We start from the raw sequence: 13,745 nt of genomic DNA, 5'->3' as shown, positions 1-13,745 counted from the left end.
AATTGTCTCGGAACCCTCGTGATGCCGCCGTCGCCACCCCGCTCACGAGAGGTCTCGTCCCCTTGTCGCTCGAATTTGTCGCCATCATCTCGCTGCTGGTCCTGTGCGGGATCTTCCTGATCGCCACGTTCCTCCCGATCCACATGGGCGCACTGGCCATCTCGGCCGCGTTCGTCCTCGGGATCTGGTTGTTGCCGGGTGGGTTCAGTCCGGAAGCCCTCGACGAGAAGTCCGGTGCGATCGCGGACGGCTTCCCAGGTGATCTCTTCATCACCTTGGCGGGCGTCACCTTCCTCTTCGGCATCGCCAAGAACAACGGCACGGTGGACTGGCTGGTCCACGCGGCCGTGCAGTCGGTCGGCGGCCGCGTGGCCCTGATCCCCTGGGTGTTCTTCGGCGTCACCGCGGTCCTGACCGGCATCGGCGCCGTGGTGCCCGCCGCGGTCGCGATCATCGCTCCGATCGGCATGACCTTTGCGCGCAGGTACGGCATCCGGCAGCTGCTGATGGGCCTGATGGTGATCAACGGCGCCACCGCGGGCGGCTTCTCGCCGCTGAGCATCTTCGGCTCCATCACCAACGACGTGGTGGCCGGGGCCGGCCTCGACGGCAGCCCGCTCTTCCTGTTCCTCGCCTCGCTGGTCTTCAACGTCGTCCTCGGCGTCGTCACCTTCGTCCTCTTCGGGGGGACGCGGCTGATGGGCGTCCGCGACGCCGGCGAAGGCGTGCTGGTCGCGTCCGACGGCTCCACGGTGAGCGCGGGCGGGGTCCGCCAGGGCCCGGCCGAGCAGACCGGCCAGCGGGGAACCTCGGGCTCCAGCGCCTCTCCGAACGCCGAGCCGGGTTCCGAGCCGGTCACGACCCTGGACCTCCACCGGGGCCTGACCCTCGCCGGGATGATCGTCCTGACCCTGGGCGCGTTCTTCCTGCAGCTCGACGTCGGGTTCTTCTCCTTCCTCATCGGGTCGCTGCTCTGCCTGGTGAACCCGTCGGTCACCCGGGGCGCGGTCCGTGAGATCGCCTGGCCGACCGTGCTGCTGGTCTGCGGCATCGTGACCTACGTCAGCCTGCTGCAGAACCCCGCCCTGGACCCGGCCGGTGAGCGCGACGTGATCACCTGGCTCGGCGACTGGGCGGCCGGGCTCGGGGCCGTCACCATCGCGGCACTGCTGATCCTGTACGTCGGTGGCGTGGTCTCCGCGTTCGCCTCCACCACGGGCATCCTGGGCGCGCTGATCCCGCTCGCCGTGCCGTTCCTGGACGGCCCCGACGCCGTGCTCGGCGTCGTTGCCCTGGTGACCGCGCTGGCGATCTCGTCCTCGGTGGTCGACTCCTCGCCGTACTCCACCTCCGGGGCACTGGTGGTGGCGAACGCCAACGAGGCCGACCGTGACAAGGTCTACAAGAGCCTGCTCAAGTGGGGCTTCTCCATGGTCGCGATCGCGCCGTTCGTCACCTGGCTGCTGCTGATCGTCATCGGCAACCAGGCGCTCGACCTGCCGGTCCTGCGGTGACGGGGGCCCCGGACGGCGCGCGGGTGGTCGCGTACGACGGCACCACGCCCGAGGTCGACCCGGAGGCCTTCGTGGCCGACGGGGCGACCCTCGTGGGGGCGGTCCGGCTGGCCGCGGACGCCAGCGTCTGGTACTCCGCGGTCATCCGCGCCGACGGCGCCCCGATCGACGTCGGGGCAAGGAGCAACGTCCAGGACGGCTCGGTCCTGCACTCCGATCCCGACTTCCCGGTCCGGGTGGGGGAGCGGTGCACCATCGGGCACCGGGCGGTGGTCCACGGCTGCACCGTCGGCGACGACGCGCTGATCGGCATGGGTGCGGTGGTCCTCAACGGCGCCGTGGTCGGCGCCGGGTCGCTGGTGGCGGCGGGCGCCGTCGTGCTCGAGGGCACCGAGGTGCCCCCCGGCTCGCTGGTCGCCGGCATCCCCGGCAAGGTCAAGCGCGAGGTCACCGACGCCGAGCGGGAGCGGATGCGCTCGGGCGCCGCGTCGTACGTGAGCCGGGCACGTCGCTACCGTGGGACCGCATGAGGGAGGCCCGGCGATGACGGACGGGGGAGCGCCGCTGGCGGGCGTCCGGGTCCTGGAGGTCGGGGTGTTCATGGCCGCGCCCTTCGCCACGATGCAGCTGGCCGACCTCGGGGCCGAGGTCTTCAAGGTCGAGAACCCCGACGGCGGCGAGCCGGTCCGCACCACGGGCCCGTTCGTCGAGGGCCACAGCTCGCCGTACCTCCGGCTGAACCGGTCCAAGCGCTCGCTCGCGCTCGACCTCAAGTCCGACGAGGGGAGGCAGGCGTTCCTGCGTCTGGCGGCGGCCTGCGACGTGGTCGTCGAGAACCTCCGTCCCGGCGCGATGCGCCGGTTGGGCCTCGGCTACGACGACGTGCGCGCCGTCCACCCCGGCATCGTCTACGCCTCGGCGTCCGGGTTCGGCCAGGACGGCCCGCACGCCGACCGGCCGGGCCTGGACATCATGGCCCAGGCGCGGGGCGGGCTGATGAGCATCACCGGGGCCCCGGACGGTGAGCCGGCGAAGATCGGGGTCCCCGTGTGCGACCTGGTCTGCGGCGTCTACACCGCGCTCGCCGTGACTGCCGCGCTCCGCGAGCGCGACCGCTCCGGCGAGGGCCAGTACGTCGACGTCTCGCTGCTCGAGTCGGGCGTCTCGCTCGCGGTGTGGGAGGCCGGTCGGTGGTTCGCCACCGGCGAGGTCGGCGGGCCGCTGGGGTCGGCCCACCAGAGCCAGGCGCCGTACCAGGCCTTCCGGACGGCTGACGGCCACGCCACGCTCGGCGCGATCACGCCCCGCACCTGGTCGGGCCTGTGCCGCGTGCTCGGACTGGAGCACCTCGAGCACGACGAGCGCTTCGTCGACTCCTCCGCCCGCCACGCCCGCCGCGAGGAGCTGGCCGTACTCGTGGAGGAGCAGACCGTCCGGTTCACGACCGACGACCTGGTCGCGCGGCTGGAGGAGGCGGGCGTCCCCTGCGCCCCGATCGCCGACTACGGCCAGGTGTTCACCGACGAGCACCTCGCGGCCCGCGACTTCTTCTGGGACGCCGACCACCCGGTGGCGGGCGCGGTGCGGCAGGTCGGATCGCCGATGCGCTTCTCGCGGACCCCTGCCCGGCGCGGCGCCGCCGGCCCGGTGCTCGGCGCCGACACCCGCGCGGCGCTCGAGGTCGCCGGCTACGACCAGGCGGAGATCGACCGGCTGGTGGAGGCCGGCGTGGTGGGAGAGGCGGACCCCGGATGAGCGATCACGACGTCGTCGTCGACCTGGCAGGGCCGGTGCTCACGGTCACCTTCGACCGCCCCGACCAGCACAACGCCCTCACCTTCGAGATGTACGAGGCACTGTTCGAGGCCTGCGAGCGCGCCGACTCCGACGACGACGTCCGGGCGCTCGTCGTCCGGGGCTCCGGGGGCCGGGCGTTCGCCGCCGGCACCGACATCAGCGCCTTCCGCGACTTCCACGACGGCGCGGACGGCGTCGCGTACGAGGCGCGGATCACCCGGGTGGTCAACCGTCTCGAGAGCGTCACCGTCCCCACCGTGGCCGCCGTGGAGGGCTACTGCCTCGGTGGCGGTCTGGCGCTCGCGGCGGTCTGCGACCTCCGGGTCGCGACCCGCTCCTCCCGGTTCGGCGTACCGATCGCGCGGACGCTGGGCAACTGCCTCTCGATCAACTCGGTGTCCGTCGTGGCCGCCCACCTCGGCACGTCGCGCACCCTCGACCTGCTGCTGCGGGCCCGTCTGCTGTCGGCCGACGAGGCGGCGGCTGCGGGCTTCGTGGCGGACGTGTGCGACGACGACGGCCTCGACTCGGCGCTGCAGGACGTCGTCGACACGCTGCTCCGGCACGCCCCGCTCACGATGTGGGCGAGCAAGGCAGCCGTCGCCCGCCTCCGGCAGGCGTCGCTGCCCGACGGCGACGACCTGGTGAGCGCCGCCTTCGGCAGCGAGGACTTCCGCCGCGCGGTCGCCGGCTTCGGCTCCGGCGAGCCCGCGCGGTGGGAGGGCCGATGAACGCCAAGCCGACCGACGGCTCCCCGGTGCGCGCCTCGGCGGGCGTGCAGTCCCTGGGCCGCGCCTTCGACGTCCTGGAGCTGATGGCCGCCGCCGAGGGCGAGATCGCGCTGAGCCGGCTGGCGGAGGAGTCGGGCCTCCCCGGCCCGACCATCCACCGGATCGTGCGCACCCTCGTAGCCCGCGGCTACGTCCTGCAGATGCCGTCGCGCCGCTACGTCCTGGGACCGCGGCTGATCGGGCTCGGCTCCGGCGCCCGGGCGTCGGTCGAGGCCTGGGCGAGCCCGCCGCTGCACGCGCTCGCCGAGGAGACCGGGGAGACCGCCAACCTCGCCATGCTCGACCTCGACCGGGTCGTCTACGTCGCCCAGGTGCCGTCGACCCGTCACACGATGCGGATGTTCACCGAGGTCGGCCGTCGGGTCTACGCGCACTGCACCGGCGTCGGCAAGGCCCTGCTGGCCGAGCTGCCCGACGACGACGTACGCCGGATGCTGACCGCCGCGGGGATGCCGGCCACCACCTCCCACACCATCACCGACGTCGACCGGATGCTCGAGGAGCTCGCCCGGGTCCGCGAGCAGGGGTACGCCGTCGACGACGGCGAGCAGGAGCTCGGGGTGCGCTGCGTCGCGGTCGCGGTGAACCCCGCCACCGCGGTCTCGGTGTCCGGGCCGACCAGCCGGGTGACCCGGAAGGCCGTCCCGTCGCTCGCGAGGGTGCTCCAGTCGGCCGCCCGGAGCCTGGCCGGGAGGGAGGGCCGTCGTGCCTGACTTCCGTACTGCGGAACTGCGAGAACCCCCGCTACCGCCTACACTGGTCACCATCGCCACCTGAGTTCCACATGACGGAAGAACGATCATCCACGGAAGCGAGGCAGTGCCATGGACACCCCTGAGGGCATCGAGGTCACCGGGCCGATCCACGACCGGTTCGAGGAGATCCTGAGCCCGCGCGCGCTGGAGCTGATCGGCGTGCTCCACCGCGAGCTGGGACGCACCCGGCAGGAGCTGCTGGAGCGCCGGGGCGAACGGTTCCGGCAGCTCGCCGAGGGCGGCACCCTCGACTTCCTCGAGGAGACCCGCGGCGTCCGGGAGGACGACTCGTGGCGGGTGGCCGACCCCGCGCCGGGGCTGGAGGACCGGCGGGTCGAGATCACCGGCCCGACCGACCGGAAGATGACCATCAACGCGCTCAACTCCGGCGCCAAGGTGTGGCTGGCCGACCAGGAGGACGCCAACACCCCGCTCTGGGAGAACGTCGTCCAGGGACAGCTCAACCTGAGGGACGCCATCGACGGCAACATCGACTTCACGAGCCCGGAGGGCAAGTCCTACGCGCTGCGGACCGACCAGCCGCTCGCCACGATCGTCGTACGACCGCGCGGCTGGCACCTGCCCGAGAAGCACATCCTCGTCGACGGCGAGCGCACCGGCGGTGGGCTCGTCGACTTCGCGCTCTACATGGTCGCGAGCGCGCAGAAGCAGATCGATCGCGGCCAGGGCCCCTACTTCTACCTGCCGAAGATGGAGTCGCACCTCGAGGCGCGGCTCTGGAACGACGCCTTCAACCTCGCCCAGGACTTCCTGGGGATCCCGCGCGGCACCATCCGGGCGACCGTGCTGATCGAGACCTACCCCGCGGCGTTCGAGATGGAGGAGATCCTCTACGAGCTGCGCGACCACTCGGCCGGGCTCAACGCCGGACGCTGGGACTACATGTTCAGCGTCATCAAGAGCTTCCGGACCCGCGGCACCGACTACCTCCTGCCCGACCGCAACTCGGTGACCATGACCGTGCCCTTCATGCGGGCCTACACCGAGCTGTTGGTGCGCACCTGCCACAAGCGCGGCGCGCACGCGATTGGCGGCATGGCGGCGTTCATCCCGAGCAAGGACGAGGAGCGCAACGAGTTCGCCTTCAAGAAGCTCACCGAGGACAAGACCCGTGAGGCCGGCGACGGCTTCGACGGCTCGTGGGTGGCCCACCCCGGCATGGTCGATGCCTGCCGCGACGCCTTCGACAAGGTGCTCGGCGACAGGCCGAACCAGCGCGACAACCTGCGCGAGGACGTCGCCGTGACCGCCGCCGACCTGCTCGACGTGAAGTCGACCCCCGGTGAGGTCACCGAGGAGGGGCTGCGCAACAACGTCGCCGTCGGCATCCGCTACCTCGAGTCCTGGCTCCGCGGCTCCGGAGCGGTCGGGATCTTCGGGCTGATGGAGGACGCCGCCACGGCGGAGATCTCGCGCAGCCAGGTGTGGCAGTGGCGGATGAACTCCGTCGAGCTCGCCGACGGCCAGACGGTCACGGCCGAGCTGGTGGAGCGGGCCATCGAGGACGAGATGGCGCGGATCCGTGACGAGGTCGGCGAGGAGGCCTTCGACTCCGGTCGGTGGGCCGACGCCCGCGCGCTCTACAGCGAGATGGCGCTCTCCGACGAGTACGCCGACTTCCTCACCCTGCCGGCGTACGAGCGGATGCCCTGACCCGACCCGACGTCTCGGCGGCCGTGCCGGCTACTGGCCGGTGCGGCCGTCGATGCACTCGCGCAGCAGGTCGGCGTGCCCGCAGTGGCGTGCGTACTCCTCGACCATGTGGACCAGCACCTGGCGAAGCTCGATCTCGCCGTCGGCGTGGGTGCCGGTGACCCCGAGGTCGGTCTGCCCCGCGACGTACTCCTCGGCGTACGCGATCTCGCGGCGCAGCGACGCGAACGCCTCGTCGACGCACTCCTGGGTGGGCTCGACCCGGGTGAAGTCGGCGTCGCGGTCCTCGGACTTGCCGTAGAGCCGCGGGAGCGCGAGGTCGCGGCCCATCACCCGGCGGAACCAGCTCTGCTCGACCGCCGCCATGTGCCGCACCAGCCCGAGCAGCGAGAGGTTCGACGGCGGGACGCTGGCGGTCGCGAGCTGCTCGGGCGTGAGCCCCTCGCACTTCATCACCAGCGTCCTGCGGTAGTCGTCGAGGTACTCGAGCACCGTCTCCCGCTCCCCGTGCGTGAACCCCTGCCCCCGCGGGTCCTCGTCCGGATCCACCCACATGTCGGCGTACACCCGCTGGTTGTCGGTCATGGATGGTGACGGTAGTCCAGTGGTAAGTGGCCCCTGCCGGGACCCGCTGAGGGGCCACTTGTCACTGGACTACCGGCCGGTCGGGGCATCCCTGTGGAGGACGAACCCACGGACTGGTCAGTGCGGCGAGGATCTGGGCTGTGTTCGAGCCGCCGCCCTTCCATCCTGCCCGACCGGGGTTGGTGGCGCCCGTTCGGGTGGACCCGAGCGGTGGACGCGGGCCGACCCGCAAGCAAGCACGGGGACGTCGCTGGCGGACCACGTCGTGGGGACTGCACGTCCCGTCGTCGACCGACGCAGACGATCCAGAGCAGCGGACGGTCGAGGCCGCCGAGCTGCTGTACGCCGGTGAGGCCGTGACCGGGTGGGCCGCCCTGGGCTGGGAGGGTGGTCGCTGGTTCACGGGTACGAGCGGAGACGGATCGGTGCTGCGGCCGGTGCCGCTGGTCACGGCCCGGCACGTGCTGCAACAGCCCGGGATCGCGATCAGCCAGGAGTTCCTGGCCGCCGACGAGCGTCGCTTCGTCGACGGACTGGTGATCACCAGCTCGCTGAGGTCGGTCTGCTTCGAGGCGAGGTTCGCCGACACCCTGACGGCAGCCGTCGTCGCGGTCGACATGGCGGCGTACTCGGACCTGGTCACGCTCGACGAGCTCGCCGCCTACGTCGCCGCGCAGATGGCTCCGACCGGCATCGGGTTGGCGCGGGAGGCAGTGGCGCTGGGCGACGAGAACAGCTGGTCACCGCGCGAGACCCTGATGCGGCTGGTGTGGACCCGACAAGGGGAGCGGCCCCGACCCCTGTGCAACGTGCCGGTCTTCGACCGATGGGGCCGCCACGTCGGTACCCCAGACCTGCTGGATCCGGTGGCCGGCGTGGTCGGCGAGTACGACTCAGACCTGCACCTGGTCGGAGCACAGCGCACGAAGGACGTCCGCAGGGAGGGCGAGTTCCGCTCGCTCGGCCTGGAGCACGTCACCATGCTCGGCTCGGACCAGACCGACTACTACACCTCGTTCCTGTCGCGGCTCGAGACGGCCTACGCCAACGCGCGTTACGGCGCCGAGGGGGACAGCCTGTGGACGATCGATCCGCCGCGATGGTGGGTCGACACGACCACGGTGGATGCCCGCCGTCACCTGTCGCCGCACCTCCGCGATCGACTATTGCGGCACCGTCGCGCCGCCTGAATCAGGCGGGGATTCGGGTAGTCCAGTGGCACGTGGCCCCTCCGCCTTCCGTTATTGGGGCCATTCGTCACTGAACTACCAGAAATCATCCACAGCCCAAACCGGTTGGCGGGTGGGAGGAGGGGCGCCGTAGGCTGGGGGCACAGGCGTCGGAGCCGTCATCAGCGGTGAGCCTCCGGAAGAAAGCCCCGCGAGGGGTGACTAGAACCGGACGGGTGGGCCCGTCACAGCCCGGAACGAAGCGGTCGTCGCGAGACGGCAAGCGAGGTGGTACCGCGGCGGAGACGTCGTCCTCGTGATCAGACGAGATGACGACCACGCAGGAGCACCGCCCATGACCCGGCCCTACCCGAAGGTCTCGACCGCCGGCCTCGACGGCGTCCCCTCCAGCCCACGCTTCCCCGCGATCGAGGAGGCGGTGCTCCGCTACTGGGACGCCGACGACACGTTCCGGGCCAGCATCGACCGGCGCGACCCGGGCGAGAACGGCGACAACGAGTTCGTCTTCTACGACGGCCCGCCGTTCGCGAACGGCCTGCCCCACTACGGCCACCTGCTCACCGGCTACGTCAAGGACCTGATCCCCCGCTACCGCACCATGCGCGGCCAGCGGGTCGAGCGCCGGTTCGGGTGGGACACCCACGGCCTCCCGGCCGAGCTGGAGGCGATGCGGCAGAAGGGCATCAAGACCACCGACGAGATCCTCGAGCTCGGGATCGAGACCTTCAACGAGGCCTGCCGCCAGTCCGTGATGGCCTACACCAGCGAGTGGCGCGACTACGTACGCCGCCAGGCGCGCTGGGTCGACTTCGACCACGACTACAAGACCATGAACCCCGACTTCATGGAGTCGGTGATCTGGGCCTTCAAGCAGCTCCACGACAAGGGGCTGGTCTACGAGGGCTTCCGGGTGCTGCCCTACTGCTGGCAGGACGAGACGCCGCTGTCCAACCACGAGCTGCGGATGGACGACGAGACCTACCGGGTCGTGCAGGACCCCGCGGTGACCGTCGGCTTCCCGCTCGACCCGCTGCCCGACGGCGACCCCGACCCCGTCCTCGACGGCGCCCACATCCTCGTCTGGACCACCACGCCCTGGACGCTGCCGTCCAACCTCGCGGTGATGGTCGGCTCGGACATCGAGTACGTCGTCGTGGAGGCCGCGGTGCCCGGCACCGACCGGACGGCGCGCTACCTGCTGGCCGAGCCGCGGCTGGCGGCGTACGCCCGCGAGCTCGCGCCGGACGGCGAGCAGCCGCGGGTGGTCGGCCACTACCGCGGCGCCGACCTCGTCGGCCGGAGCTACACCCCGCCGTTCTCCTACTACCTGGGCCGGCCCCGCGCGTTCCGGGTCGTCGCCGCCGACCACGCGGTCACGACCACCGACGGCACCGGGGTCGTCCACACCGCCGGCGCGTTCGGTGAGGTGGACAAGGAGATCACCGACCGCGAGGGCATCGAGGCGGTGATGCCGGTCGGCAAGGACGGCCGGTTCACCCACCCGGTCGACGACTACGCCGGGATGCTGGTCTTCGACGCCAACCTGCAGATCATCGACCACCTCAAGGCGGCGACCCGGGGCGCAGGGGAGGCCGGCAGCGTCACGCCCGGCACGGTGCTGCTGCGTCGCGAGTCCTACGACCACTCCTACCCGCACTGCTGGCGCTGCAAGCAGCCGCTGATCTACAAGGGCGTCTCGTCCTGGTTCGTCGAGGTGACGGCGGTCAAGCAGCGGCTGGTGGAGCTCAACCAGCAGATCCGCTGGGTGCCCGACCACATCCGCGACGGCATGTTCGGCAAGTGGCTCGAAAACGCGCGCGACTGGTCGATCACCCGCAACCGGTTCTGGGGCTCGCCGGTCCCCGTCTGGAAGTCCGACGACCCGGCCCACCCCCGGATCGACGTCTACGGGTCCTTCGAGGAGCTCGAGCGCGACTTCGGCCGGCTGCCGCGCGACCGCGACGGCCACCCCGACCTGCACCGCCCGTACGTCGACGAGCTGACCCGCCCCAACCCCGACGACCCCACGGGCCGGTCGACGATGCGCCGGGTCAGCGACGTGCTCGACGTGTGGTTCGACTCCGGCTCGATGAGCTTCGCCCAGGTGCACTACCCGTTCGACAACGAGGACTGGTTCGAGCACCACTTCCCGGGTGACTTCATCGTCGAGTACATCGGCCAGACCCGGGGCTGGTTCTACACGCTGCACGTGCTGGCGGGCGCGATCTTCGACAAGCCGGCGTTCGAGACCTGCGTCAGCCACGGCATCGTGCTCGGCTCCGACGGCCAGAAGATGTCGAAGAGCCTGCGCAACTACCCCGACGTCCGCGAGGTCTTCGACCGCGACGGCGCCGACGCGATGCGCTGGTTCCTGATGTCGAGCCCGATCCTGCGGGGCGGCAACCTGGTCGTGACCGAGCAGGGCATCCGCGAGTCGGTGCGACAGGTGCTGATCCCGCTGTGGAACAGCTGGTCGTTCTTCGCGCTCTACGCCAACGCGGCTGGTCACGACGCCACCCGGAGCACCGCCTCGGAGCACGTGATGGACCGCTACGTCCTCGCCAAGCTCCGGCAGTACGTCGCCGAGATGACCCAGCTGCTCGACGACTACGAGGTCGCGGGCGCGTGCGACGCGACCCGCACCTTCCTCGACGTGCTCACCAACTGGTACATCCGCCGCTCGCGCGACCGGTTCTGGGCCAGTGACGGGCAGAGCGGCGCGGAGGCGTTCGACACCCTCTGGACGGTCCTGGAGACGGTGTGCCGGGTGACCGCGCCGCTGATGCCGCTGGTGGCCGAGGAGGTCTGGCGGGGGCTGACGGGCGAGCGCTCGGTGCACCTCTGCGACTGGCCGGAGCCCGAGGAGCTGCCCCGCGACGACAAGCTGGTCGCCGCGATGGACGAGGTGCGCGACGTGGCCTCGGCCGGCCTGGCACTCCGCAAGGCGCACGCCCTCCGCACCCGGCTGCCGCTGGCGTCGCTCACCGTCGTGGTCGACGACGTCGCCGCGCTGGGCGGCTTCGAACCGGTCCTGGCCGACGAGCTCAACGTCAAGCAGGTCCGGCTGGTGCAGGCCGGGTCCGAGGACGCCGCGGCGTACGCCGTGGAGCAGCGGCTGACCGTCAACGCGCGCACCGCTGGGCCGCGACTGGGCCAGGACGTGCAGGCCGTCATCCGGGGCTCGAAGGCGGGCGACTGGTCGGTGGCCCCCGACGGCACCGTGACCGCGGGCGGGTTCGCGCTGCAGGAGGGCGAGTACACCCTGGAGACGGTGGCGGGCGACGCGACCGGCGGCTCGGCGACCGCGGTGCTGCCCCGGGGCGGGTTCGTGGTGCTCGACACCGCGCTCACGCCGGAGCTGGAGGCCGAGGGCGTCGCCCGCGACCTGGTCCGCACGGTGCAGCAGGCCCGTCGTGACGCGGGCCTCGACGTCTCCGACCGGATCGCGCTCACCGTGGCCGGCCCCGACGACGTGGTGGCGGCTGCCCGGGCCCACGAGCCGCTGGTCGTGGGGGAGACGCTGGCGACGTCGGTGGCCTACGAGGAGGCCGCGGAGACGGCGGTGCGCGTCGTCCGGTCCTGAGGCCCTGCCCCGACGGCGGACTGGTTGGATGGTGGCATGACCCTGGACCTGACCGCCGACGCCGTGTCGCTCACGCGGCAGCTCGTCGACATCGAGTCGGTGAGCCGCGACGAGCAGCAGATCGCCGACGACGTGGAGGACGCGCTCCGCACGCTCGACCACCTGACGGTCAGCCGCCACGGCCACACCGTGGTCGCGCGCACCGACCTGGGCCGCCCGGAACGGGTCGTGATCGCGGGCCACCTCGACACCGTGCCCGTCAACCGCAACCTGCCCTCGCGGCTGGAGGACGGCGTCCTCCACGGCCTCGGGTCCTGCGACATGAAGGGTGGCGACGCCGTCATCCTGCGGCTCGCCGCGACCGTCCCCGAGCCGGTCCGGGACGTCACCTTCATCCTCTACGACGCCGAGGAGATCGAGGACGAGTTCAACGGGCTGCGCCGGCTCGGTGAGAGCCGTCCGGACCTGATGGAGGCCGACTTCGCGATCCTCATGGAGCCCTCCGACGCGGTGGTCGAGGCGGGCTGCCAGGGCACGATGCGCGTCGACGTCCGGACCACCGGGGAGCGCGCCCACGCCGCGCGCAGCTGGAAGGGCGTCAACGCGATCCACGGCGCCGGCGAGGTCCTCGCCCGGCTCAACGCGTTCGAGCCGCGCCGTCCGGTCATCGACGGCCTGGAGTACCGCGAGGGCCTCAACGCGGTGTTCATCACCGGCGGCGTCGCCGGCAACGTGCTGCCCGACGAGTGCGTCGTCACCGTCAACCATCGCTTCGCGCCCGACCGTTCCGAGGCCGAGGCCGAGCAGTTCCTGCGTGAGTTCTTCGACGGCTTCGAGGTGACCGTCACCGACAGTGCCCCTGGGGCGCTGCCCGGACTCGGACTGCCGGCGGCGAAGGAGTTCGTGGAGGCCGTGGGCGGCCCGGTGAACCCGAAGTTCGGGTGGACCGACGTCGCCCGGTTCAGCGCGCTCGGCGTCCCCGCGGTCAACTTCGGTCCGGGCGACCCGATGCTGGCGCACAAGCAGGAGGAGCACGTGCCGGTCGAGCACATCGAGCGGTGCGAGCTCCAGCTGCGCGCCTGGCTCGGCGGTGCGCCGTGAGGAGCCAGTCGAGGGGCCCGCTGGCCCGGCGCGACGCGGTCGGCGAGAGCACTGCCGACCAGCGCCTGCTCGATCGCGGGACGCACCTCAACACCCACACCGACTACTGGCGGGTGCTGCGCATCCAGGCCGAGTTCGTGGAGGGGTTCGGCGCGCTGGCCGAGCTGGGGCCGGCGATCGGTGTCTTCGGGTCCGCCCGCACCGCCGCCGACGCGCCGGCGTACGCCGTGGGCGAGGAGGTCGGGCGCCGGCTGGTCGAGGCGGGGTTCGCCGTGATCACCGGCGGCGGTCCCGGCGCGATGGAGGCTGCCAACAAGGGCGCGCAGGAGGCCGGCGGTGTCTCCGTCGGGCTCGGGATCGAGCTGCCCTTCGAGGCCGGCCTCAACCCGTACGTCGACCTCGGGATCAACTTCCGCTACTTCTTCGCCCGCAAGACGATGTTCGTGAAGTACGCCCAGGGCTTCGTGGTGCTCCCCGGTGGGCTCGGCACCTTCGACGAGCTGTTCGAGGCGCTGACCCTGGTGCAGACCCGGAAGGTGACGTCGTTCCCGGTCGTGCTGATGGGCGTCGACTACTGGCGAGGGCTGGTCGACTGGCTCCGCGGCACCGTCCTGGCCGGGGGGAAGATCACCGAGAGCGACCTGCAGATGCTCGTGCTCACCGACGACGTCGACGAGGCCGTCGAGCTGATGGTGCGCGCGCGCGACGAGGAGCTGCCCGCTCCGCCGCCGCACCGGTCGGAGTGAGGGGACGCC

At 71.6% G+C, this 13,745-nt stretch carries 11 protein-coding genes; 10 read left to right on the top strand and 1 reads right to left on the bottom strand.

Annotated features, from left to right (window positions below):
- Positions 1-62 precede the first annotated feature (62 nt).
- From ACQ1X7_RS06105 to aceB, 6 genes are all read left to right on the top strand, one after another.
- Positions 63-1,514 (top strand): SLC13 family permease, encoded by a 1,452-nt coding sequence (locus ACQ1X7_RS06105; protein WP_432477278.1) that lies wholly within the window; start codon positions 63-65, stop codon positions 1,512-1,514.
- Entirely contained in the window at positions 1,511-2,044 is a 534-nt protein-coding gene (locus tag ACQ1X7_RS06100) for a gamma carbonic anhydrase family protein (protein ID WP_432477277.1), read from the top strand. Before ACQ1X7_RS06105 ends, ACQ1X7_RS06100 begins: the two co-directional genes overlap by 4 nt.
- Positions 2,045-2,057: 13 nt before the next feature.
- Complete coding sequence (locus ACQ1X7_RS06095) at positions 2,058-3,269, top strand: CaiB/BaiF CoA transferase family protein (protein ID WP_432477276.1); 1,212 nt, start codon at positions 2,058-2,060, stop codon at positions 3,267-3,269.
- Complete coding sequence (locus tag ACQ1X7_RS06090) at positions 3,266-4,042, top strand: enoyl-CoA hydratase (protein WP_432477275.1); 777 nt, start codon at positions 3,266-3,268, stop codon at positions 4,040-4,042. Before ACQ1X7_RS06095 ends, ACQ1X7_RS06090 begins: the two co-directional genes overlap by 4 nt.
- Positions 4,039-4,815: an IclR family transcriptional regulator gene (locus tag ACQ1X7_RS06085; protein WP_432477274.1), complete on the top strand. Its 777-nt coding sequence runs from the start codon at positions 4,039-4,041 to the stop codon at positions 4,813-4,815. The genes ACQ1X7_RS06090 and ACQ1X7_RS06085 overlap by 4 nt, the downstream gene beginning before the upstream one ends.
- Before the next feature lie 111 nt (positions 4,816-4,926).
- Positions 4,927-6,531, top strand: a complete 1,605-nt coding sequence (gene aceB / locus ACQ1X7_RS06080) for a malate synthase A (protein WP_432477273.1) — start codon at positions 4,927-4,929, stop codon at positions 6,529-6,531.
- A 30-nt stretch (positions 6,532-6,561) separates the two neighbouring features.
- On the opposite strand, the gene ACQ1X7_RS06075 is transcribed toward aceB, so the two are convergent.
- A complete protein-coding gene (locus ACQ1X7_RS06075; RefSeq protein WP_432477272.1) occupies positions 6,562-7,116 on the bottom strand; it encodes a DinB family protein in 555 nt (184 codons plus the stop codon).
- A gap of 182 nt (positions 7,117-7,298) precedes the next feature.
- Between ACQ1X7_RS06075 and ACQ1X7_RS06070 the strand changes: the two genes are divergently transcribed.
- The 4 genes from ACQ1X7_RS06070 to ACQ1X7_RS06055 all read left to right on the top strand — a co-directional run bounded on the left by ACQ1X7_RS06070 (position 7,299) and on the right by ACQ1X7_RS06055 (position 13,736).
- Positions 7,299-8,306 (top strand): hypothetical protein, encoded by a 1,008-nt coding sequence (locus ACQ1X7_RS06070; RefSeq protein ID WP_432477271.1) that lies wholly within the window; start codon positions 7,299-7,301, stop codon positions 8,304-8,306.
- Between the two features lie 334 nt (positions 8,307-8,640).
- On the top strand, positions 8,641-11,889 hold the full coding sequence (ileS, locus tag ACQ1X7_RS06065; protein ID WP_432477270.1) for an isoleucine--tRNA ligase: 3,249 nt from the start codon (positions 8,641-8,643) through the stop codon (positions 11,887-11,889).
- A 36-nt stretch (positions 11,890-11,925) separates the two neighbouring features.
- Positions 11,926-12,990 carry a succinyl-diaminopimelate desuccinylase gene (gene dapE, locus ACQ1X7_RS06060; protein WP_432477269.1) on the top strand — a complete coding sequence of 355 codons (1,065 nt, stop codon included), beginning with the start codon at positions 11,926-11,928 and terminating at the stop codon, positions 12,988-12,990.
- Positions 12,987-13,736, top strand: a complete 750-nt coding sequence (locus ACQ1X7_RS06055) for a TIGR00730 family Rossman fold protein (protein ID WP_432477268.1) — start codon at positions 12,987-12,989, stop codon at positions 13,734-13,736. The genes dapE and ACQ1X7_RS06055 overlap by 4 nt, the downstream gene beginning before the upstream one ends.
- Positions 13,737-13,745 lie beyond the last annotated feature (9 nt).

Origin of the sequence: Nocardioides sp. GXQ0305 (assembly GCF_050880345.1) — a bacterium.
Classification (GTDB): domain Bacteria; phylum Actinomycetota; class Actinomycetes; order Propionibacteriales; family Nocardioidaceae; genus Nocardioides.
The sequence above is the reverse complement of the archived record's forward strand: the minus strand, read 5'-3'. Positions and strand labels throughout refer to the sequence as shown.

What these genes read in the sequence shown, in the direction of transcription:
- ACQ1X7_RS06095 (WP_432477276.1), top strand. Translation starts at nt 2,058, where the DNA reads ATGACGGACGGGGGAGCGCCGCTGGCGGGCGTCCGGGTCCTGGAGGTC.
- ACQ1X7_RS06090 (WP_432477275.1), top strand. Translation starts at nt 3,266, where the DNA reads ATGAGCGATCACGACGTCGTCGTCGACCTGGCAGGGCCGGTGCTCACG.
- ACQ1X7_RS06085 (WP_432477274.1), top strand. Translation starts at nt 4,039, where the DNA reads ATGAACGCCAAGCCGACCGACGGCTCCCCGGTGCGCGCCTCGGCGGGC.
- aceB (WP_432477273.1), top strand. Translation starts at nt 4,927, where the DNA reads ATGGACACCCCTGAGGGCATCGAGGTCACCGGGCCGATCCACGACCGG.
- ACQ1X7_RS06075 (WP_432477272.1), bottom strand. Translation starts at nt 7,116, where the DNA reads ATGACCGACAACCAGCGGGTGTACGCCGACATGTGGGTGGATCCGGAC.
- ileS (WP_432477270.1), top strand. Translation starts at nt 8,641, where the DNA reads ATGACCCGGCCCTACCCGAAGGTCTCGACCGCCGGCCTCGACGGCGTC.
- dapE (WP_432477269.1), top strand. Translation starts at nt 11,926, where the DNA reads ATGACCCTGGACCTGACCGCCGACGCCGTGTCGCTCACGCGGCAGCTC.